The 19,581-nt window shown below is 60.1% G+C and carries 17 protein-coding genes; 13 read left to right on the top strand and 4 right to left on the bottom strand.

Annotation, left to right across the window (positions count from 1 at the left end):
• Positions 1-9 precede the first annotated feature (9 nt).
• The 3 genes from M2422_RS04330 to paaZ all read right to left on the bottom strand — a co-directional run bounded on the left by M2422_RS04330 (position 10) and on the right by paaZ (position 6,837).
• On the bottom strand, positions 10-1,983 hold the full coding sequence (locus M2422_RS04330) for an alkyl/aryl-sulfatase (RefSeq protein ID WP_033145418.1): 1,974 nt from the start codon (positions 1,981-1,983) through the stop codon (positions 10-12).
• A 168-nt stretch (positions 1,984-2,151) separates the two neighbouring features.
• Positions 2,152-4,428 (bottom strand): primary-amine oxidase, encoded by a 2,277-nt coding sequence (gene tynA / locus M2422_RS04325; protein WP_064672423.1) that lies wholly within the window; start codon positions 4,426-4,428, stop codon positions 2,152-2,154.
• Positions 4,429-4,794: 366 nt separating this feature from the next.
• On the bottom strand, positions 4,795-6,837 hold the full coding sequence (gene paaZ, locus M2422_RS04320) for a phenylacetic acid degradation bifunctional protein PaaZ (protein ID WP_064672424.1): 2,043 nt from the start codon (positions 6,835-6,837) through the stop codon (positions 4,795-4,797).
• Positions 6,838-7,122: 285 nt separating this feature from the next.
• On the opposite strand from paaZ, the gene paaA reads away from it, so the two are divergent.
• The 13 genes from paaA to paaY all read left to right on the top strand — a co-directional run bounded on the left by paaA (position 7,123) and on the right by paaY (position 18,308).
• Positions 7,123-8,052, top strand: coding sequence for a 1,2-phenylacetyl-CoA epoxidase subunit PaaA (gene paaA, locus M2422_RS04315; protein ID WP_047061739.1), 930 nt, complete (start codon positions 7,123-7,125; stop codon positions 8,050-8,052).
• A gap of 11 nt (positions 8,053-8,063) precedes the next feature.
• Positions 8,064-8,351 (top strand): 1,2-phenylacetyl-CoA epoxidase subunit PaaB, encoded by a 288-nt coding sequence (gene paaB, locus M2422_RS04310; RefSeq protein ID WP_003857353.1) that lies wholly within the window; start codon positions 8,064-8,066, stop codon positions 8,349-8,351.
• A gap of 8 nt (positions 8,352-8,359) precedes the next feature.
• Entirely contained in the window at positions 8,360-9,106 is a 747-nt protein-coding gene (paaC, locus tag M2422_RS04305; protein WP_064672425.1) for a 1,2-phenylacetyl-CoA epoxidase subunit PaaC, read from the top strand.
• Positions 9,107-9,117: 11 nt separating this feature from the next.
• Positions 9,118-9,615: a 1,2-phenylacetyl-CoA epoxidase subunit PaaD gene (paaD, locus tag M2422_RS04300; protein ID WP_259140056.1), complete on the top strand. Its 498-nt coding sequence runs from the start codon at positions 9,118-9,120 to the stop codon at positions 9,613-9,615.
• A gap of 7 nt (positions 9,616-9,622) precedes the next feature.
• On the top strand, positions 9,623-10,693 hold the full coding sequence (gene paaE, locus M2422_RS04295) for a 1,2-phenylacetyl-CoA epoxidase subunit PaaE (protein WP_064672427.1): 1,071 nt from the start codon (positions 9,623-9,625) through the stop codon (positions 10,691-10,693).
• Positions 10,690-11,457 (top strand): 2,3-dehydroadipyl-CoA hydratase PaaF, encoded by a 768-nt coding sequence (gene paaF / locus M2422_RS04290; RefSeq protein WP_064672428.1) that lies wholly within the window; start codon positions 10,690-10,692, stop codon positions 11,455-11,457. The genes paaE and paaF overlap by 4 nt, the downstream gene beginning before the upstream one ends.
• Positions 11,457-12,245 (top strand): 2-(1,2-epoxy-1,2-dihydrophenyl)acetyl-CoA isomerase PaaG, encoded by a 789-nt coding sequence (gene paaG / locus M2422_RS04285; protein WP_155739937.1) that lies wholly within the window; start codon positions 11,457-11,459, stop codon positions 12,243-12,245. The genes paaF and paaG overlap by 1 nt, the downstream gene beginning before the upstream one ends.
• A gap of 1 nt (position 12,246) precedes the next feature.
• The gene (paaH, locus tag M2422_RS04280; RefSeq protein ID WP_064672429.1) at positions 12,247-13,671 is read left to right on the top strand and encodes a 3-hydroxyacyl-CoA dehydrogenase PaaH; all 1,425 of its coding nucleotides are present in this window, start codon (positions 12,247-12,249) and stop codon (positions 13,669-13,671) included.
• Positions 13,661-14,089, top strand: a complete 429-nt coding sequence (gene paaI / locus M2422_RS04275) for a hydroxyphenylacetyl-CoA thioesterase PaaI (protein ID WP_032657412.1) — start codon at positions 13,661-13,663, stop codon at positions 14,087-14,089. Before paaH ends, paaI begins: the two co-directional genes overlap by 11 nt.
• Positions 14,082-15,287, top strand: a complete 1,206-nt coding sequence (pcaF, locus tag M2422_RS04270) for a 3-oxoadipyl-CoA thiolase (RefSeq protein ID WP_064672430.1) — start codon at positions 14,082-14,084, stop codon at positions 15,285-15,287. Before paaI ends, pcaF begins: the two co-directional genes overlap by 8 nt.
• A 27-nt stretch (positions 15,288-15,314) precedes the next feature.
• Positions 15,315-16,631, top strand: coding sequence for a phenylacetate--CoA ligase PaaK (gene paaK, locus M2422_RS04265; protein ID WP_045888536.1), 1,317 nt, complete (start codon positions 15,315-15,317; stop codon positions 16,629-16,631).
• A 135-nt stretch (positions 16,632-16,766) separates the two neighbouring features.
• On the top strand, positions 16,767-17,702 hold the full coding sequence (gene paaX / locus M2422_RS04260) for a phenylacetic acid degradation operon negative regulatory protein PaaX (protein WP_033145431.1): 936 nt from the start codon (positions 16,767-16,769) through the stop codon (positions 17,700-17,702).
• Between the two features lie 9 nt (positions 17,703-17,711).
• Positions 17,712-18,308, top strand: coding sequence for a phenylacetic acid degradation protein PaaY (gene paaY, locus M2422_RS04255; RefSeq protein WP_064672431.1), 597 nt, complete (start codon positions 17,712-17,714; stop codon positions 18,306-18,308).
• Here paaY and M2422_RS04250 read toward each other — a convergent pair.
• On the bottom strand, positions 18,217-19,488 hold the full coding sequence (locus M2422_RS04250) for a serine hydrolase (RefSeq protein ID WP_064672432.1): 1,272 nt from the start codon (positions 19,486-19,488) through the stop codon (positions 18,217-18,219). The two genes, paaY and M2422_RS04250, sit on opposite strands and share 92 nt — an antisense overlap.
• Between the last annotated feature and the right edge of the window lie 93 nt (positions 19,489-19,581).

Genomic DNA, 19,581 nt, shown 5'->3' with positions numbered 1-19,581 from the left:
CGTGCACCGTTACGGTGTCACAATGTTAAACCAGAAATCAAACTTGTCCATATAGCTAAGCATGGCATCAAGTTTCGCGCTGTCGCCAGTAATTTTAATATTTCCGCTGTCCTGAGCCTGTTTCAGCGTCACCTCCTTGAGGATGATTTTATTCAGGGTGTCACGGTTAAGCGTCAGCGTCGCGTCCGCCTCTTTTGCTTCCGCGTTCGCCGTGTGGTTCAGCACGCCGTTTTCCAGCTCGAGTTTGTACTTCCCGCCATCGCTGCCCAGATCGATGTTAAACACCGATTTGGCGTCACCCGCTTTTTGTCCGTTGATATGGACAGCCAGATAGTCAAAGAACATCTCCGGCGTCATCGCGCGCACCGTATCCGGGCTGGCGGTATTCGGCGTTGGCCCTTTCACCACGCCGTTACGCAATTCCTGCGCGCCGGTCAGGTAGAAGTTACGCCACGGGCCGGATTCAGCCTGATAGCCAAGCTGTTCCAGCGCATCCGCTTCCAGGTTGCGCGCCGCCTGGTTGTTCGGATCGGCAAAGACCACTTTGCTCACTACCTGCGCCACCCAGCGGTAGTTACCCTGGTCGAAGTCGGTTTTCGCCTTGCTCAGGATGGCATCCGCGCCGCCCATATACTCCACGAATTTCTTCGCGCCTTCTTCTGGCGGCAGTTCATCCAGCGTCGCCGGGTTGCCGTCAAACCAGCCCAGATACAGCACATAGGTGGCTTTTACGTCATGGCTCACCGAACCGTAATAGCCGCGGTTGGCCCAGGTATGCGCCAGTGAATCCGGGAGCTTGAAGTTCGCGGCGATTTCGTCGCGCGTCAGCCCTTCGTTGGCCATACGCAGCGTCTGGTCGTTGATGTAACGATAGAGATCGCGCTGGCTTTTCAGCAGCTTGACGACGTTTTCGTTGCCCCAGGTCGGCCAGTGGTGCTGCGCCATGATGATTTCAGCTTTGTCACCCCAGCGCACAATCGCCTGGTTGATGTATTTCGACCACGGCAGCGGCTCGCGGATTTTGGCCCCGCGCAGCGAGTAGGTGTTGTGCAGGGTATGGGTCACGTCCTCAGCGGATTCAATCAGTTTTTTCTCTTCGATATACCAGAGCATTTCCGATGGCGCTTCGGATCCCGGTGCGAGCATAAAATCATAGGTCAGGCCGTCGATAACCTCTTTTTGCCCGTCTTTCTCAATGATATTGGTCGGGGCAATCAGCGTCACCGTCCCGGCCGAGGTGGTCGTACCCAGGCCCGCGCCCACCTGACCTTTGGCATCGGGCTTCAGCAGGTTGCCATACATATAGCTGGCGCGGCGGCTCATCACGTTGCCCGCCATGATATTCTCGGCAACGGCCGCTTCCATAAACCCGGCTGGCGCGTAGACCTTCACTTTGCCGGATTTCACGTCGGCTTCATCCACCACGCCGCGCACGCCGCCATAGTGGTCAACGTGGCTGTGGGTATAAATAATGGCGACGACAGGCTTCTTGCCGCGATTTTTAAAATAGAGATCCATCCCGACCTTCGCCGTTTCTGCCGACACCAGCGGGTCAACCACGGTAATACCTTCTTTCCCTTCAATGATGGTCATATTTGACAGGTCAAGATTTCGGATCTGATATACGCCGTCGGTGACTTCAAACAGGCCGCTAATATTAATCAGCTGAGATTGACGCCATAAGCTGGGATTAACGGAGTCCGGTGCTTTATCGCCTTCTTTAATAAATGAATATTGCTGTGGATCCCAGATGACATTCCCTTGTTCCCCTTTGATAATTTCCTGAGGAATCGGTGCAATAAAGCCTTTATGGGCGTTCGTAAAATCGGTGTTGTCGGAGAAAGGAAGCTGATTAAACAGGGCGTTATTGGCTTGTTGCGTTGCAGTCGTGGCATCCTTCGGGGCGTCTGCGGCATACGCGGAACTGACGGAAATAACAAGTCCAGCCAGAGCAAGACTCCTGACGATCAAATTGAATTTCATCCTAAACCTCTCAGTGATGTATTACGTCGCTTGTGGAAAATTCGCGTCCTGGCTGAAAGTGGTTCAAGAAATGCAATGGGAATAAACGAGGTAGAAATAACTATAATCGGGGAGAGGTATTCAGCAAGTAAATAGATGAAAAACCGGGCATTGCGCCCGGTGCGTTATTTATTTCTGTTCGTCTTTCTTTTTCCCTAGCGTTGGCGTCTCGTCAAAGAAGTTCCACGGCTTAAGCAGGGTATGTACCCATTCCGTCGGCATAATCGGCCACTCCTCCGCGCGGGCGACGTGGGTAGTGCCGGTGGTCATCCAGACCACGTCATCCTGACCGTTGAGCGACTCGTTATCCTTGCTGTACTGCCCCAGGCCCGTGTCGTGGATGGAGCGGTTCGGGAATTTCCCTTCCGGGTAGAGCTCATCCGGATGGTAACGGGTCACCCAGAGCTGTTTGTCCATAAAGCTCAGGCGATGATAAATCCACTCGTCCGGGGCAAATTTCGCGCCGGTCGCCACCGGGTGCGTTCCCCCCGCGTAAGGGATAATCTGGTATGAGACCGGGTTGCCCATGCGGTTCTCTTTACTGGTGTTGCTCAGCAGCCGAATGGTGCCCGGGTCGAATTTCTGCGCCGCCTGCTGCTCGGTATCAATATCGTACTGATTGATCTGCATGGTGCTGGTCCGCGGGCCCCCGGCGGTATTCGGCTTCACTTCCGGATCCATCGCCACCAGCTTGTTGTTGATGCCGTCCACGTCCATATCGAGACGGAAGTTGTAGATGTGCTGGTGCGTGGTGCCCACGATGTTATGGTCGATCAGCGTGCCGTATTTGGTGTCGTCTTTGGCGGTGGCGTCGTGCATGGTTTTCGCCTGAACGCCTTTCACTGCTTCGATACCCGTCGCGCCGGCATCAATGCCGATGGTGCCATTTTCATGGAACACCCAGTCGAAGATGTAATCGTAGTTGCCCACGGTACTCACCCAGCGCACCACCAGCTCGCGGCGCTCGGTGCTGACGTTCGGCTGGCCCATCTCCTGATGTTTGTATTCCGGCCCCGCGTAGCGTTCGAAAATGGCGATCGCGCGCGGGATCTCCATCGGCGCGCCGGTGTAATCCGGGATAGTTTCATTGAGCATCACGGCATTGGACGGCACGTCTTTACCGCGCACCAGCGGTGAGGTCAGGGTGCCCATACCGTAGTCGCCGGAGTCGAGATAGGCTTTAAAGTACCAGCCCACGTCCGGATCGCCATAAGGGACGATCATGCCGCCGAGCGACCCCTGATACATCACCTGGCGCTTTTTGCCGTTGTCGTTATAGGTGACGGTTGAAATCATCGGGCCGACGCGGGAGTCCAGGCTCAGGTGGAAATCCCAGTTCTGCCAGTGCACCATATCCCCGGTGATGGTGTAGTTCTTGCCTTCCGGCTCAGTGATGTTGAGCGGTTTTTTCGGCGTCTCCATGCGGTCGCGGCCATCATAGGGACGCGGGGTCATGGGAACCGGAACAACGGCGCCTTCTTCAATCTTCTGGATCTTTTTCTGCTCAAGATCGACAACCGCGACCAGGTTTTCAATCGGGTGCGCCCAGTAGTTGCCGTCGCCCACGTCCAGATAGCTCACCACCTTCAGCAGGCGATCTTCCTGCTTCAGGCCGTCTTTACCGTCGAAATAGCCGACGGTCAACGGCGTGGTAATCACTTTTTTCGGGTCGGTGATGCCGTGTTTTTTAAGCACCTCGGCGAACTCGGTACTTTCGTTGATGATCTGCTGAACCGCGGTGAAATCATCCAGCAGCACCATGCCGTGCGCGTCTTTTACCGGTTCCCAGCGCAGAATTTTTTTATCCTTCAGGTCCACTACGCTTTCGATAACGTGCTTGCCGTCGAGCATGACGATCTTCGCCTGACGCGGGGCATCCACTGCCGTACCGTTAAGCACAAAGTCCCACACTTTGGCTTTCTCAGGCTCTGCCAGGGCGATCTGGGTAAAGCGGGTATTCGGCTTAAAATCCGCAGAGGCTTTCACAATCTCAACGGCCTGCTTAATTTCGTCCGCCGTTAGCGCGTTTAACGGGTGAGGGCGTTTTTCAACCTGGAAGGTCTGGTCAAGGCCGGACTGGAAAACATCGTTGATGAAGGTATCGGAAATAAAGGCTTTCTTGCCTTTCATCACCACCGGCACCTCAAGCCTGAGGGTTTTACCGTTGACGATGGCGGTTTTAGCGCCCGGTTTGACCTTCACAAAGGCACCGTCTTTCGCAATGGTGAACATCTGTGCGTAATCATCCCACTGAACGTCCGCACCAAAGTCCTGCAGCGTTTTGTCCATCGGGACCATATGTGCCTCACTGCCGTGGGCGAAAACAGGGGATTGCCAGGCGCAACACAGCGCAACGGCCATGGCCAGCGCCGTTCTACGGGCAGAAAAAGAAGAATTGCTTCCCATCGTAGACCTCATCTTGTTGTGTTTATTGTATTGTGACAGCCTTATCCTGACAGGCGCCTGAGAAAAGCGTTTGCCTGCATCTGCCAGATTATTTGTCAGCCTTGCCAGGTTAAAAAAAGAGCGGGGATAAATCACAGGCCGGGCCATTTCCTCTCCCCATTGAGGCTGAGGTAACCCCACAAATGATGTCAGCACAGACGGCCCCCTCTCCCTTGAGGGAGAGGGCTGGGGTGAGGGGGAACATACGGCTGTGGAGGTTATTCCGTTCACTTTATGTTGAGGGCCTTGCTGAAGGCCCCCAGTGAATCTGTAAGCAGCGTCAAATTACCGGGAGCCACCAGCCATTGTGGTAAAGGGGAAGGGACGTTAGCTGAATTCGCCCTGCTGGCGCGCCACCAGCGTCAGGATGGAGTAGAGCGCCACGGCCTGCTGGTGCTGGTTGAAGATCTCAACCGCCCACTCCACCACGCCGGTTGGTTTTTCCTCCGCGGTACGCTGTTTCTTCAGCGTTTTACGCTTGCAGGTCAGGCGCACCTGAATGGTATCGCCCGGCTTAACCGGCTCGATAAAACGCAGGTTTTCCATGCCGTAGTTGGCAATAACCGGCCCGACGCCCGCATCAACAAACAGTCCCGCCGCGGCGGAGATCAGGAAGTAGCCGTGCACCACGCGCTCGCCAAAGATCGACTCCGCCGCACCGATCTTGTCCATATGGGCGTAGAAGTGGTCCCCGCTCAGGCAGGCAAAGTTCACAATATCCGCTTCCGTGAGGGTGCGGCGCGGCGTCAGCAGGCTGTCGCCCGGCTGCAGCTCCTCAAAGTATTTGCGGAACGGATGCACGCGGTCTTCCTGCACCGCTGCGCCACGCACCCACTGTTTGCCAATGGCGGCCAGCATCGTCGGGCTGCCCTGAATCGCGGTGCGCTGCAGGTAGTGCTTCACCGCGCGCAGGCCGCCCAGCTCTTCGCCGCCGCCCGCGCGGCCCGGGCCCCCGTGCACCAGCTGAGGCAGCGGGGAGCCGTGGCCGGTAGACTCTTTGGATGATTCCTCGTTAAGGATCTGAATACGCCCGTGGGCGCGCGCCGCACCGGCAATAAACTGGCGGGCAATCGCCGAATCGGCGGTGACCAGCGTACCGGCCAGGCTGCCGCCGCCCGCGCGGGCAAGCTGCATCGCGTGGCGTGCGTTGCGATACGGCATCAGCGTCGCAACCGGGCCGAAGGCTTCGGTGGAGTGCACCGCCGGGGTTTCATCCGGCTGCGGGCAGAACAGCAGGGTCGGCGGGAAGAACGCCCCCGCGGCCTGCAAATCCGCTTTGCCGCCCAGACGGATCTGGCAGCCAGCGGCGATCAGTTGCTCCACTTTCTCCTGCACGTCCGCGCGCTGTTCGGCGTTGACCAGCGCCCCCATCTTCACCCCTTCCTGCGCCGGGTCGCCCACCACCACTTTTTCCAGACGGGCAATCAGCGCCTGGCTCACCGCGTCAATCTGGTTTTGCGGGACGATAATTCGGCGAATGGCCGTACATTTTTGCCCGGCTTTGGCGGTCATCTCGCGGACCACTTCCCGGATGAACAGGGCAAACTCCGGCTGGTCCGGCGTAACGTCTTCCCCCAGCACGCAGCAGTTCAGGGAGTCGGCCTCCATGGTGAACGGAATCGAATTCGCCACGATATTCGGGTGCACGCGCAGGCTTTGCCCGGTGCTGGCGGAGCCGGTAAAGGTCACGACATCCTGGCTGTCGAGCTGGTCGAGCAGATCCCCCGCGCCGCCGCAGATCAGGCTGATGGCGCCGTCCGGCACCAGTCCGCTGTCGACGATGGATTTCACCATCGCCTGCGTCACCTGTGCGGTAGCGGTAGCGGGTTTGATGATGGCGGGCATCCCGGCAAGCCAGGTCGGTGCCAGCTTTTCCAGCATCCCCCAGCAGGGGAAGTTAAAGGCGTTGATGTGAACCGCCACGCCGGATTTGGAGGTGAGAACGTGGCGCGCCGCAAAGCCGCCTTCTTTCGACAGCGGGATTAACTCATCTTCCGGCCACAGGGTGTCATCTGGCAGCTCGCGGCTGCCCAGGCTGGCGTAAGTGAAGAGGGTGCCGATGCCGCCTTCAATATCCACCCAGCTGTCTGCCTTCGTCGCCCCGGTCTGGGCCGACAGGGCATAAAACGTCTCTTTCTCGCTCAGCAGGTGCTTTGCCACCGCCTTCAGCATGGCAGCACGTTCGATAAAGGTCATCTCGTGAAGCGCTTCCCCGCCGCGCTCAATCGCATAGCGACGGGCGGCCGCCATGTCCAGCCCTTCGCTGGTCACGCTCCACAGGGCTTCGCCACTGATGGCGTGATGAATAGTGCGCTCGCGGCCCCGGCCAGACTGCCAGGTACCGGATAAGAAGCTGGCTAACTGCTGCATCGCTTATCTCCAAATGTTACGTAATTTACTCATTAATAGTTTGATCGTGAATCATAAAAATCAAGCTGAGTTTTTAATGAATTGTTAACGTTGTGATCTGGCTGGATGAATCTCATCGCTTGGAGATGCTTTCTGAAAGGCCTGATGCAAAAGCCTTGCGAGCAGCATCACAAAACCAGGAAACAATTCTTGGGGTTATATTTAACCTATGTGTAACTTTTAAAAAACAAAGTGATTCAATATTACGCCTTAATTTGCAAACTAACGAATCATAAAGGTGATGACGTGACGCAAGAACAACGGTTTGAGCAGCGCATAGCGCAGGAGACGGCGATTGAGCCTCAGGACTGGATGCCTGACGCCTACCGTAAGACGTTGATCCGCCAGATTGGTCAGCATGCGCACTCCGAAATTGTCGGCATGCTGCCGGAAGGGAACTGGATCGCCCGCGCGCCGACGCTGCGCCGAAAAGCGATCCTGCTGGCGAAAGTTCAGGACGAAGCCGGGCACGGACTCTATCTCTACAGCGCGGCGGAAACGCTGGGCTGCGCGCGGGAAGACATCTACCAGAAAATGCTCGACGGCAGGATGAAATACTCTTCCATCTTCAACTATCCGACCCTGAGCTGGGCCGATATCGGCGTGATCGGCTGGCTGGTGGACGGCGCCGCTATCGTCAATCAGGTGGCGCTGTGCCGGACCTCCTACGGTCCTTATGCCCGCGCGATGGTGAAAATCTGTAAAGAAGAGAGCTTCCACCAGCGCCAGGGCTTTGAGGCCTGCATGGCGCTGGCGCAGGGCAGCGAGGCCCAGCGTCAGATGCTGCAGGACGCCATCAACCGCTTCTGGTGGCCAGCGCTGATGATGTTCGGGCCGAACGACGACAACTCGCCGAACAGCGCCCGCAGCCTGGCCTGGAAAATCAAACGCTTCGGCAATGACGAACTTCGCCAGCGCTTTGTCGACAACACGGTGCCGCAGGTGGAGATGCTGGGCATGACGGTGCCGGATCCCGACCTGCGATTTGATGAAGAGAGCGGTCATTACCGCTTCGGCGAGATCGACTGGCAGGAGTTTGACGAGGTCATTAGCGGGCGCGGCATCTGCAACCACGAGCGCCTGGCCGCGAAACGTAAAGCCTGGGAAGAGGGGGCGTGGGTGCGCGAAGCCGCACTGGCGCACGCGGAAAAACAACACGCCCGCAAAGTGGCTTAAGAGGAATCACGATGAGCAACGTCTACTGGCCGCTGTACGAAGTGTTCGTACGCAGCAAACAAGGGTTATCCCACCGTCACGTGGGCAGTCTGCATGCCGCCGACGATCGCATGGCGCTGGAAAATGCGCGTGATGCCTACACCCGCCGCAGCGAAGGGTGTTCTATCTGGGTGGTTAAGGCGAGCGAAATCGTCGCCTCCCAGCCGGAAGAGAGCGGTGAGTTCTTCGACCCGGCGGAAAGCAAGGTTTACCGCCACCCGACGTTCTACACCATCCCCGACGGCATCGAGCATATGTGAGGCAAAGAATGAATTCAGTGACTGCCTATGCCCTGCGTCTGGGCGACAACGGTCTGGTGCTTTCCCAGCGTCTCGGCGCCTGGTGCGGCCACGCGCCAGAGCTGGAAATTGACCTCGCGCTCGCCAATATCGGTCTCGACCTGCTGGGCCAGGCGCGCAATTTCCTGACCTATGCCGCGGAGCGGGAAGGCCAGGGCGATGAAGACACGCTGGCGTTTGGCCGCGACGAGCGCCAGTTCCGCAACGTTCTGCTGGTGGAGCAGCCGAACGGCAGCTTCGCCGACACCATTGCCCGCCAGTACCTGATGGATGCCTGGAACGTGGCGCTGTACGAACGCCTGACCCGGAGCAGCGACGGCCAGCTTGCGGCCATCGCCGCCAAAGCGATTAAAGAGGCGCGCTACCACCTGCGCTTCAGCCGCGGCTGGCTGGTGCGTCTGGGCGACGGGACCGAAACGTCCGCGCAAAAAATGCAGCAGGCTATCGACAATCTGTGGCGTTTCACGGCCGAGCTGTTTGAAGCCGATGACGTCGAGCTGGCCCTGATTGACGCCGGCGTGGCGGTTGACCCGCGCGTCCTGCGCCAGCCGTGGGAAAGCGAAGTCTTTGCCGGTCTCAATGAAGCCTGCCTGCAGGTTCCCGCAGAGGTGGCGTACCGCACCGGGGGCAAGAGGGGGCTGCATACCGAACATCTGGGCCCGATGCTGGCGGAAATGCAGTACCTCCAGCGCGCGTATCCCGGTCAGCAGTGGTAAAGGAGAACGCTATGCAACGCCTCGTCGACATCGCGCCCGCGCAAATCCCGCAGATCTGGGCGCTGTTAAGCCAGATCCCCGATCCGGAAGTGCCGGTGTTAACCATCACCGATTTAGGCATGGTGCGCAGCGTGAAGGCGCAGGGGGAAGGCTGGGTCATTGGCTTCACGCCAACCTACTCGGGCTGCCCGGCAACGGAGCACCTGCTGGGGGCGCTCCGCGACGCGATGACCGCGAACGGCTTTACCCCGGTACACATTGTGCTCCAGCTTGAACCCGCCTGGACCACCGACTGGATGACCGCCGACGCGCGCGAGCGCCTGCGGTCCTACGGCATCAGCCCGCCCGTGGGGCATAGCTGCCACGCGCACGCGCCTGTGGAGGTGAGCTGCCCGCGCTGCGCCAGCACCGACACCGCGCTTATCAGTGAATTTGGTTCGACGGCCTGCAAAGCGCTCTACCGCTGCAACACCTGCCGCGAGCCCTTCGACTATTTCAAATGTATTTGAGGCTGCCATGACAACGTTTCATTCATTAACAGTGGCAAAAGTGGAACCCGAAACCCGCGACGCGGTGACCATCACGTTCGCGGTGCCGCAGGCGCTGCAGGACGCCTACCGCTTCCGCCCCGGCCAGCACCTGACGTTAAAAACGAAGCTTGACGGGGACGAGCTGCGCCGCTGCTACTCCATCTGCCGGAGTACCGCCCCGGGCGAAATCAGCGTGGCGGTCAAAGCCATCGACGGCGGGCGCTTTTCCCGCTATGCCCGGGATGAGATCAAAGCGGGTATGGCGCTGGAGGTGATGGTGCCTCAGGGGCAGTTTGGCTACCAGCCGCGGGCTGAACGCGAAGGCCACTACCTGGCGATTGCGGCAGGCTCCGGGATCACCCCGATGCTGGCGATTATCTCCGCGACGCTTGCGACCGAACCCAACAGCCAGTTCACCCTGATCTACGGCAACCGCAGCAGCCAGAGCATGATGTTCCGCCAGGCGCTGGCGGACCTGAAGGACAAGTACACGCAGCGGCTGCAGCTGGTCTCCATCTTCAGCCAGGAGCGGCTGGACAGCGATCTGCTTTACGGCCGCATCGACGGGGAAAAGCTGCAGGCGCTGGCGAAAACCCTGATTAACTTCCGCCAGTACGACGAGGCGTTTATCTGCGGCCCGTCGGCGATGATGGACGACGCCGAAGCGACGCTGAAGGCGCTGGGGATGCCGGACAAATCCATTCACCTTGAGCGCTTTAACACCCCGGGGACCACCGCTAAACGCGCGGTGCACGTCCAGGCGGAAGGACAGAAAGTGACCGTGCGCCAGGACGGGCGCGATCGCGAAATCACCCTGACGGCGGACGACGAAAGCATCCTGGATGCCGCCCTGCGTCAGGGGGCGGATCTCCCGTATGCCTGCAAGGGCGGCGTGTGCGCCACCTGTAAATGCAAAGTGCTGCGCGGGAAGGTGGATATGGCGACCAATTACAGCCTGGAGCCGGACGAGCTGGCCGCCGGATACGTGCTGAGCTGCCAGTCGCTGCCGTTAACCGCCGACGTGATTGTCGACTTCGACGCGAAGGGGATGGCATGAGCGAACTGATTGTTACCCGTCATGGCCGCGTGCAGCAGCTGACGCTAAACCGTCCGGCGGCGCGCAACGCCCTCAATAACGCGCTGTTAACGCAGCTTGCTGAGCAGCTTGAGTCCGCCGCCGTCGATGCCGACATCGCCGTCTGCGTGATTTACGGCAGCGAGCGCTGCTTTGCCGCCGGGGCCGATCTCAACGAAATGGCGGAGAAAGATCTGCCCGCCACGCTGAACGATATCCGCCCGCAGCTGTGGGCGCGCATCAACGCTTTTCCTAAACCGCTGATTGCCGCCGTGAACGGCTTCGCGCTGGGCGCAGGCTGCGAGCTGGCGCTGCTGTGCGACGCGATCGTTGCTGGCGATAACGCCCGTTTCGGCCTGCCGGAAATTACGCTGGGCATTATGCCCGGCGCGGGCGGCACCCAGCGTCTTATCCGCAGCGTCGGTAAATCGCTCGCCAGCAAAATGGTGCTGACCGGCGAGAGTATTTCCGCGCAGCAGGCGCTGAGCGCCGGGCTGGTGAGCGACGTTTTCCCGCCAGCGCTGACGCTGGAGTATGCCCTGAAGCAGGCGGCGCTGATGGCGCGCCACTCTCCGCTGGCGCTGCAGGCGGCGAAACAGGCGCTGCGCCAGTCTCAGGAGGTGCCGCTCCAGGCCGGACTCGCGCAGGAGCGTCAGCTGTTTACGCTGCTTTCTGCCACCGAGGATCGCCGGGAGGGCATCGACGCCTTCTTACAAAAACGCACCCCCGACTTTAAAGGACGCTAATTGTGGAATTTATTCTCAGTCATGTTGAGCAGGGCGTAATGACCATTACGCTGAACCGTCCGGAGCGTCTGAACAGCTTTAACGACGTGATGCACCAGCAGCTTGCCGAGTGCCTGAAACAGGCCGAGCGTGATGACACCGTTCGCTGCCTGCTGATCACCGGGGCGGGTCGCGGCTTTTGCGCCGGTCAGGATCTGAACGACCGCAACGTCGACCCCAACGGCCCGGCGCCGGATCTGGGGATGTCCGTTGAAACCTTCTATAACCCGCTGGTGCGCCGCCTGGCAAAGCTGCCGAAACCGGTCATTTGTGCCGTTAACGGCGTGGCGGCCGGCGCGGGTGCCACGCTGGCGCTGGGGTGCGACATGGTCATTGCCGCTCGTTCCGCCAACTTCGTGATGGCCTTCAGCAAGCTCGGCCTGGTGCCGGACTGCGGCGGCACCTGGCTGCTGCCGCGCGTGGCCGGACGCGCCCGCGCTATGGGGCTGGCGCTGCTCGGCGACAAGCTCAGCGCCGAACAGGCGCAGGCCTGGGGAATGATCTGGCAGGTGGTGGATGACGAAGAGCTCTCCGCTACGGCGCAGCAGATGGCGCTGCACTTTGCGTCTCAACCGACCTTCGGGCTGGGGCTGATCAAGCAGGCGATCAATGCCGCGGAAACCAACACCCTGGACGCCCAGCTCGATCTGGAGCGCGACTACCAGCGCCTGGCCGGGCGCAGCGACGATTATCGCGAAGGCGTCAGCGCCTTCCTGGCGAAGCGCGCGCCGAACTTTACGGGGAAATAAGATGCTGAACATACGGACTGTCGCCGTGATTGGCAGCGGCACGATGGGCGCAGGGATTGCCGAAGTCGCCGCCAGCCATGGTCATCAGGTGCTGATCTACGACATCTCCAGCGACGCGATATCGCGGGCCATCGACGGGATCCGCCAGCGTCTGACCTCCCGGGTGACGCGCGGAAAACTCTCCGCCGATACCGGGAGCCAGATCCTCGCCCGGCTGCTTCCGGTCACGGATATCGAGGCGCTCGCCGCGGCCGATCTGGTCATAGAAGCGGCCTCCGAGCGTCTGGAGGTGAAAAAGGCGCTGTTTGCTCGGCTGGCTGAGATCTGCCCGCCGCAGACGGTACTGACCAGCAATACCTCTTCCATCTCCGTCACGGCGATTGCGGCGGACGTCCACCACCCGGAGCGGGTCGCCGGACTGCACTTCTTCAACCCGGCGCCGGTGATGAAGCTGGTGGAGGTGGTCAGCGGGCTGGCGACCTCTCCGGAAGTGGCCGACGCGCTGTGCGAGCTGGCGCTGAACTGGGGCAAACAGCCCGTTCGCTGCCAGTCAACGCCGGGGTTCATCGTCAACCGCGTCGCGCGTCCGTTTTATTCCGAAGCCTGGCGCGCGCTGGAAGAGCAGGTCGCCCCGCCGGAGGTGATTGATGCTGCCCTGCGCGACGGCGGCGGTTTCCCGATGGGGCCGCTGGAGCTGACCGACATGATTGGTCAGGACGTGAATTTCGCGGTGACCTGCTCGGTATTTAACGCCTTCTGGCAGGAGCGTCGTTTTCTGCCTTCGCTGGTCCAGCAGGAGCTGGTGCTGGCAGGAAGGCTGGGCAAAAAGAGCGGGAAGGGCGTCTACGACTGGCAGGGTAACAAACCCGCCGTGCAGTGGGTGCCGGCCGTGAACGACAGCTACAGCCCGATGCGCGTGGAAAGGAGACGTGACGGTGTCACCGAAATTGATGATGTGTACCTGATTGAAACGCAGGGCGAAACCGCTCAGGCGCTGGCGCTTCGGCTCAACGGCGCGGTGGTGGTGGTGGACCGCATTGAGCGCGACGTGGCGGTGATTGCGGCGGCCGCCAGCAACCCGCACACCGCGACGCAAAAGGTCATCCGCTACCTGCAGCAGCAGGGTAACCGGGTGGTGCAAATTGCCGATTATCCCGGCCTGCTGGTCTGGCGCACGCTGGCGATGATTGCCAACGAAGCGCTGGATGCCCTGCAAAAAGGGGTCGCCAGCGAGAAGGACATCGATACCGCTATGCGCCTGGGCGTGAACTACCCGAGCGGGCCGATCGCCTGGGGCGAGCGGCTGGGCTGGCAGCGCCTGCTGACGCTGCTGGAGAACCTGCAGCGTCATTACGGCGAGGAGCGCTATCGCCCCTGTTCACTGCTGCGCCAGCGCGCGCTTCTGGAGAGTAGCTATGAGTCATAACGCCTGGCATAACGCCCGCGCGATGTACGAACGGGACGCCTGCGCGCAGGCGATGGGGATGGACATTGTCGCCATGGACGAGGGCTACGCGGTGGTGACTATGACCATCACCCCGCAGATGCTTAACGGCCACCAAACCTGCCACGGCGGACAGCTTTTTTCGCTGGCAGACACCGCCTTTGCCTACGCCTGCAACAGCCAGGGGCTGGCGGCGGTAGCCTCAGGCTGCTCGATTGATTTTCTGCGTCCGGGCTTTGCCGGGGACACGCTCACCGCCACCGCGCGGGTGATGCACCAGGGCAAACTGACCGGCGTGTACGACATTGAAATCCAGAACCAGCAACAGAAAACCGTCGCCCTTTTTCGCGGGAAATCTCACCGCATCGGCGGCAGCGTGACAGGAGAGGCAGATGCGTGACGCATTTATTTGTGATGGCGTTCGAACCCCGGTGGGGCGCTACGGCGGCGCGCTTGCCGCAGTCCGGACCGACGATCTCGGTGCCGTGCCGCTGCGCGCGCTGCTGGCCCGCTATCCCCAGCTCGACCTCGGGCGGATCGACGATGTGATTTTCGGCTGCGCCAACCAGGCGGGGGAAGATAACCGCAACGTGGCGCGCATGTCGTCCCTGCTGGCCGGGCTGCCGCAGACGGTTTCCGGAACCACCATTAACCGCCTGTGCGGGTCGGGTCTGGACGCGATTGGGTTTGCTGCCCGCGCCATTAAGGCGGGCGATGGCGAGCTGCTGATTGCGGGCGGCGTGGAGTCGATGTCGCGCGCGCCGTTTGTGATGGGCAAAGCTACCGCCGCGTTTCAGCGTCAGGCGGAAATCTTTGATACCACCATCGGCTGGCGATTTGTGAATCCGCTCATGCATCAGCAATTCGGAACTGACAGTATGCCGGAAACGGCAGAGAATGTAGCTGAATTGTTAAATATCAGCCGTGCCGATCAGGACGCGTTCGCGCTGCGCAGCCAGCAGCGTACCGCGCAGGCGCAGCAGAACGGCATTCTGGCGCAGGAGATCGTGCCGGTACCGGTGCTGGGCAAAAAAGGGGCGGTCACTGAGTTCTGCGTGGATGAACACCCGCGCGCGGACACCACGCTCGAACAGCTCGCCGGGCTAAAAACGCCGTTTCGTAAGAACGGGGTGGTTACGGCGGGGAATGCCTCCGGCGTCAACGACGGCGCTGCGGCGCTGATCGTCGCCAGCGAGAAGATGGCGCTGGCGCAGGGATTGGTCCCGCGCACGCGGATCGTGGCGATGGCGACGGCGGGCGTGGAGCCACGTCTGATGGGGCTCGGCCCGGTCCCGGCCACCCGTAAGGTGCTGGAGCGCGCCGGACTCAGCATTAACGATATGGACGTTGTTGAGCTTAACGAAGCTTTCGCCTCGCAGGCGCTGGGCGTGCTGCGTCAGCTGGGCCTGCCGGATGATGCCGCGCACGTCAACCCGAACGGTGGTGCGATTGCGCTGGGCCACCCGCTGGGGATGAGCGGTGCCAGGCTGGCGCTGGCCGCAAGCAATGAACTGCACCGACGCGGCGGGCGCTACGCGCTGTGTACGATGTGCATCGGTGTGGGTCAGGGCATTGCCATGATCCTTGAGCGTGTTTGAGCATAAAAACAATGTGAGTACCCTACAATGACAAATACAACAAAGCTTGATCCGATTGAAACGGCCTCCCTTGACGAGCTACAGGCGCTGCAGACCGAGCGTCTGAAATGGACGCTGCATCACGCCTACAACAACGTGCCGATGTACAAACGCAAGTTTGACGCGGCGGGCGTTCACCCTGACGATTTCAACGAGCTGGCGGATATCCGCAAATTCCCGTGCACCACCAAGCAGGACCTGCGGGATAACTATCCGTTCGATACCTTTGCCGTGCCGATGGAGCAGGTGGTGCGTATTCACGCCTCATCCGGCACGACCGGCAAACCGACCGTTGTCGGCTACACGCAGGGCGACATCGACAACTGGGCCAATCTGGTGGCCCGCTCCCTGCGCGCCGCGGGCGGCAGCGCGAAGGACAAAATTCACGTGGCGTATGGCTATGGCCTGTTTACCGGCGGGCTGGGGGCGCACTATGGCGCCGAGCGTTTAGGCGCGACGGTGATCCCGATGTCCGGCGGCCAGACGGAGAAACAGGCGCAGCTGATCCGTGATTTCCAGCCGGATATGATCATGGTAACGCCGTCCTACTGCCTCAACCTGATTGAGGAGCTGGAGCGCCAGATGGGCGGCGATGCCAGCGGCTGTTCCCTGCGCGTGGGCGTCTTCGGCGCCGAGCCGTGGACGCAGGCCATGCGTCGCGAAATCGAAAAACGCTTAGGCATTACCGCGCTGGATATCTATGGCCTCTCCGAAGTGATGGGGCCGGGCGTGGCGATGGAGTGTATCGAAACCGTCGACGGCCCGACCATCTGGGAAGATCACTTCTACCCGGAGATCGTCAACCCGAACGACGGCACGCCGCTGGATGACGGCCAGCAGGGCGAACTGCTGTTCACCACGCTGACCAAAGAGGCGCTGCCGGTGATCCGCTACCGCACCCGCGACCTGACGCGCCTGCTCCCGGCCACCGCGCGCAGCATGCGCCGCATGGACCGCATCAGCGGGCGCAGTGACGATATGCTGATCATCCGCGGCGTCAACGTCTTCCCGTCGCAGCTGGAAGAGGAGATCGTCAAGTTCGAACACCTTTCTCCGCACTATCAGCTGGAGGTGAACCGTCGCGGGCATCTTGATTCACTTTCCGTGAAGGTCGAGCTGAAAGAGAGTAGCCTCACGCTGACCCACGAGCAGCGCTGCCAGGTGTGCCACCAGCTGCGCCACCGCATTAAGTCGATGGTGGGGATTTCCACCGACGTAATGATTGTTAACTGCGGCAGCATCCCGCGCTCAGAGGGCAAAGCCTGTCGGGTGTTTGACTTGCGTAAAGCTGCGGCCAACGGCTAAGTTTTCCCTCACCCCGGCCCTCTCCCAAAGGGAGAGGGTGTAAAGAGTTCCCTCTCCCTTTGGGAGAGGGTTAGGGTGAGGGGGAAACCCCAAAATCCTATGCTATGATTCATCCAGGACAAAAATAACAACAGAATGAATCACATGAATAAACTCGACGCCTTTATCCAGCACGCGGTCAGCTCCGTTCCCGTCAGCGGGACCTCGCTTATCTCCTCGCTATACGGTGACGCGCTTTCCCATCGCGGCGGTGAGATTTGGCTCGGCAGCCTGGCCGCCCTGCTGGAAGGCATGGGGTTTGGCGAGCGCTTCGTGCGCACCGCGCTGTTTCGCCTCAACAAAGAGGGCTGGCTGGACGTTTCCCGCATCGGGCGTCGCAGCTTTTACCGCCTGAGCGATAAGGGGCTTCGCCTGACGCGTCGCGCGGAGAATAAGATTTACCGCGCGGAACTGCCCGCCTGGGACGGCAAATGGCTGTTGCTGCTCTCCGAAGGTCTGGATAAAACCACCCTTGCCGACGTCAAAAAACAGCTGATCTGGCAGGGGTTTGGCACGCTGGCGCCGAGCCTGATGGCCTCGCCGTCGCAGCATCTGGCGGACGTGCAGTCTCTGCTTCACGATGCCGGCGTGGCGGAAAACGTAATTTTCTTTGAAGCCCACTCGCCGCTGGCTCTCTCCCGTGCCGCGCTGCGTTCGCGGGTGGAGGAGTGCTGGCAGTTAACCGAGCAAAACGCGATGTACGAGACGTTCATCGATTCATTCCGCCCGCTTCTGCCGCTGTTGAAAGAGGCCGCGCCGGAGGAGCTGACGCCGGAACGCTGTTTCCAGATCCAGCTGCTGCTGATTCACTTTTATCGTCGCGTGGTGCTGAAAGATCCGCTGCTGCCGGAAGAGTTGCTGCCCGCGCACTGGGCGGGGCAAAGCGCCCGACAGCTCTGCATTAACATCTATCAGCGTGTCGCGCCGGGGGCGCTGGCGTTTGTCAGCGAGAAGGGCGAAACCTCCGTGGGCGAACTGCCCGTGCCCGGCACGCTCTACTATCAACGCTTTGGTGGTCTTACAAGCGCATAAGGAGCGAAGATGCCAGTTTATCAAATTGACGGTCTGACGCCGGTCGTACCGGACGAGAGCTATGTTCACCCGACGGCGGTGCTGATTGGCGACGTGATTCTGGGCAAAGGCGTTTACGTCGGTCCTAACGCCAGCCTGCGCGGTGATTTTGGCCGTATCGTGGTGAAAGACGGTGCCAACATTCAGGATAACTGCGTGATGCACGGCTTCCCGGAGCAGGACACGGTGGTGGAAGAGGACGGGCATATCGGCCACAGCGCTATTCTCCACGGCTGCGTGATCCGCCGCAATGCGCTGGTGGGCATGAACGCGGTGGTGATGGACGGGGCGGTCATCGGTGAAAACAGCATCGTCGGCGCGGCGGCGTTCGTGAAGGCGAAAGCGGAGATGCCCGCCAACCATTTGATCATCGGCAGCCCGGCCAAAGCGATTCGCGCGCTGAGCGAGCAGGAGCTGGCGTGGAAGCAGCAGGGCACGCGGGAGTATCAGGTGCTGGTGGAGCGCTGCAAGCTCACTATGCACCAGGTGGAGCCGCTGCGAGACGTTGAGCCTGACCGGAAACGGCTGGCGTTTGATGAGAACTTAAGGCCGAAGTCGGCGGTGTAGGGCTCAGACCGTCTTTTTTCGCCATATCCATCAACAGCGCGATGCCGATGTAATTACTCCAGTTAAAGGTATTTTGTAGCACCACCACCGCATTGCCTTTTTCTTTGTCATAGCCGATAAAGCTGGAGTAGCCGCCGATATAGCCGACCTGATAGGTGATTTTTTCCAGGCCGATAAAGTCGGTGGTCCAGGCAATACCCTGCACTCCGTCAGGGCGTTGAATATCGGTATTTCTCACTTCGGCAAAGACATTGTCCAGCAGGGGACTGTGGGTTGTCGAGACGTGATAGCGGGCATAGGCCGCCAGATCTTCGGCGTTGCTGTACAAGCTCGCTGCCGCCACCATGTTGTTGGAAAAATGCCAGTCCGGGGTGAGCTGCCCGCGCGGGATGAATTTAGGCTGATCGCCCGCGTGGCCGAGCGCACGCTGCGGGTAGCCTTTGAGCTGCTGGGGAATAAAGCTGCTGTTAGCCATTTGCAGCGGACGGAAAATATAGCGCGAGGCTAAACTCTGGATATCTTCGCCGGTTTTGTGCTTCAGGATATAGCCGATCAGGGCGTAGCCGGTATTGGAATATTGCGGCACTTTATTCTTTGGCGCCCGCCAGTCGGCGAGGTAACGCAGCACGTTATCGCTGTCCAGCTCGCTATAGAAATTTTCGCCCGTGCTTAAATAGCCGATAAATTTTCCAAGCATCGGAACATCCATATTCTGACGCGGCAGGCCGGAGGTGTGGGTTACCAGTTCGAGCAGGGTGATTTTTTGTGCATCCGCGCTAAGCGGCGTCCCCGGCGGAAGCAATGTCGCCAGGTTATCGTACCAGTTCAGTTGCCCTTCATTGACCAGACAAGCCACCACTTCCGCCGTGATCCCTTTGCTGAGCGAGCCGAGCGCAAACAGGGTGTCGGGCCTGACCGGATAGCGATTGACCGCATCGGTTACGCCCCAGGTGTAAAACTGCGGCGAGCCGTGATTATGGATCACCGCGACCGTCATCCCGGGAACGGATTTTTGCGCCATATAGTGACGCACCACGCTGTCAACGTCGCCATCCAGCGAATCATGGGTGAGAAGTTCCTGAGTACCTTCCGGGGAGGACATCTGTGAGAGCGTGCCACAACCGCTGAGGAGTGGGAGAGTAAGCAGAAGCCAGCGAATTTTTTTTGTTATGTTCTGCATACCTGATAGCGAGTGTGGTGGTCATTGGCGCGCCAGGAATGTATCACAAATAGCCTGCCTGAATGTAAACTTTCTAAACGGCGGCGGCCCTGT

This window comes from Enterobacter sp. SLBN-59, from assembly GCF_024807915.1.
In the GTDB taxonomy this organism is placed as follows: domain Bacteria; phylum Pseudomonadota; class Gammaproteobacteria; order Enterobacterales; family Enterobacteriaceae; genus Enterobacter; species Enterobacter asburiae_B.
Note: the sequence above shows the minus strand (reverse complement) of the source record. Positions and strands in the feature narration are given on the sequence as shown.

What these genes read in the sequence shown, in the direction of transcription:
- paaX (WP_033145431.1), top strand. Translation starts at nt 16,767, where the DNA reads ATGAATCACATGAATAAACTCGACGCCTTTATCCAGCACGCGGTCAGC.
- paaZ (WP_064672424.1), bottom strand. Translation starts at nt 6,837, where the DNA reads ATGCAGCAGTTAGCCAGCTTCTTATCCGGTACCTGGCAGTCTGGCCGG.
- tynA (WP_064672423.1), bottom strand. Translation starts at nt 4,428, where the DNA reads ATGGGAAGCAATTCTTCTTTTTCTGCCCGTAGAACGGCGCTGGCCATG.
- paaE (WP_064672427.1), top strand. Translation starts at nt 9,623, where the DNA reads ATGACAACGTTTCATTCATTAACAGTGGCAAAAGTGGAACCCGAAACC.
- paaY (WP_064672431.1), top strand. Translation starts at nt 17,712, where the DNA reads ATGCCAGTTTATCAAATTGACGGTCTGACGCCGGTCGTACCGGACGAG.
- pcaF (WP_064672430.1), top strand. Translation starts at nt 14,082, where the DNA reads ATGCGTGACGCATTTATTTGTGATGGCGTTCGAACCCCGGTGGGGCGC.
- M2422_RS04250 (WP_064672432.1), bottom strand. Translation starts at nt 19,488, where the DNA reads ATGCAGAACATAACAAAAAAAATTCGCTGGCTTCTGCTTACTCTCCCA.
- paaD (WP_259140056.1), top strand. Translation starts at nt 9,118, where the DNA reads ATGCAACGCCTCGTCGACATCGCGCCCGCGCAAATCCCGCAGATCTGG.
- paaB (WP_003857353.1), top strand. Translation starts at nt 8,064, where the DNA reads ATGAGCAACGTCTACTGGCCGCTGTACGAAGTGTTCGTACGCAGCAAA.
- paaK (WP_045888536.1), top strand. Translation starts at nt 15,315, where the DNA reads ATGACAAATACAACAAAGCTTGATCCGATTGAAACGGCCTCCCTTGAC.
- paaC (WP_064672425.1), top strand. Translation starts at nt 8,360, where the DNA reads ATGAATTCAGTGACTGCCTATGCCCTGCGTCTGGGCGACAACGGTCTG.
- paaF (WP_064672428.1), top strand. Translation starts at nt 10,690, where the DNA reads ATGAGCGAACTGATTGTTACCCGTCATGGCCGCGTGCAGCAGCTGACG.
- paaI (WP_032657412.1), top strand. Translation starts at nt 13,661, where the DNA reads ATGAGTCATAACGCCTGGCATAACGCCCGCGCGATGTACGAACGGGAC.
- paaH (WP_064672429.1), top strand. Translation starts at nt 12,247, where the DNA reads ATGCTGAACATACGGACTGTCGCCGTGATTGGCAGCGGCACGATGGGC.
- M2422_RS04330 (WP_033145418.1), bottom strand. Translation starts at nt 1,983, where the DNA reads ATGAAATTCAATTTGATCGTCAGGAGTCTTGCTCTGGCTGGACTTGTT.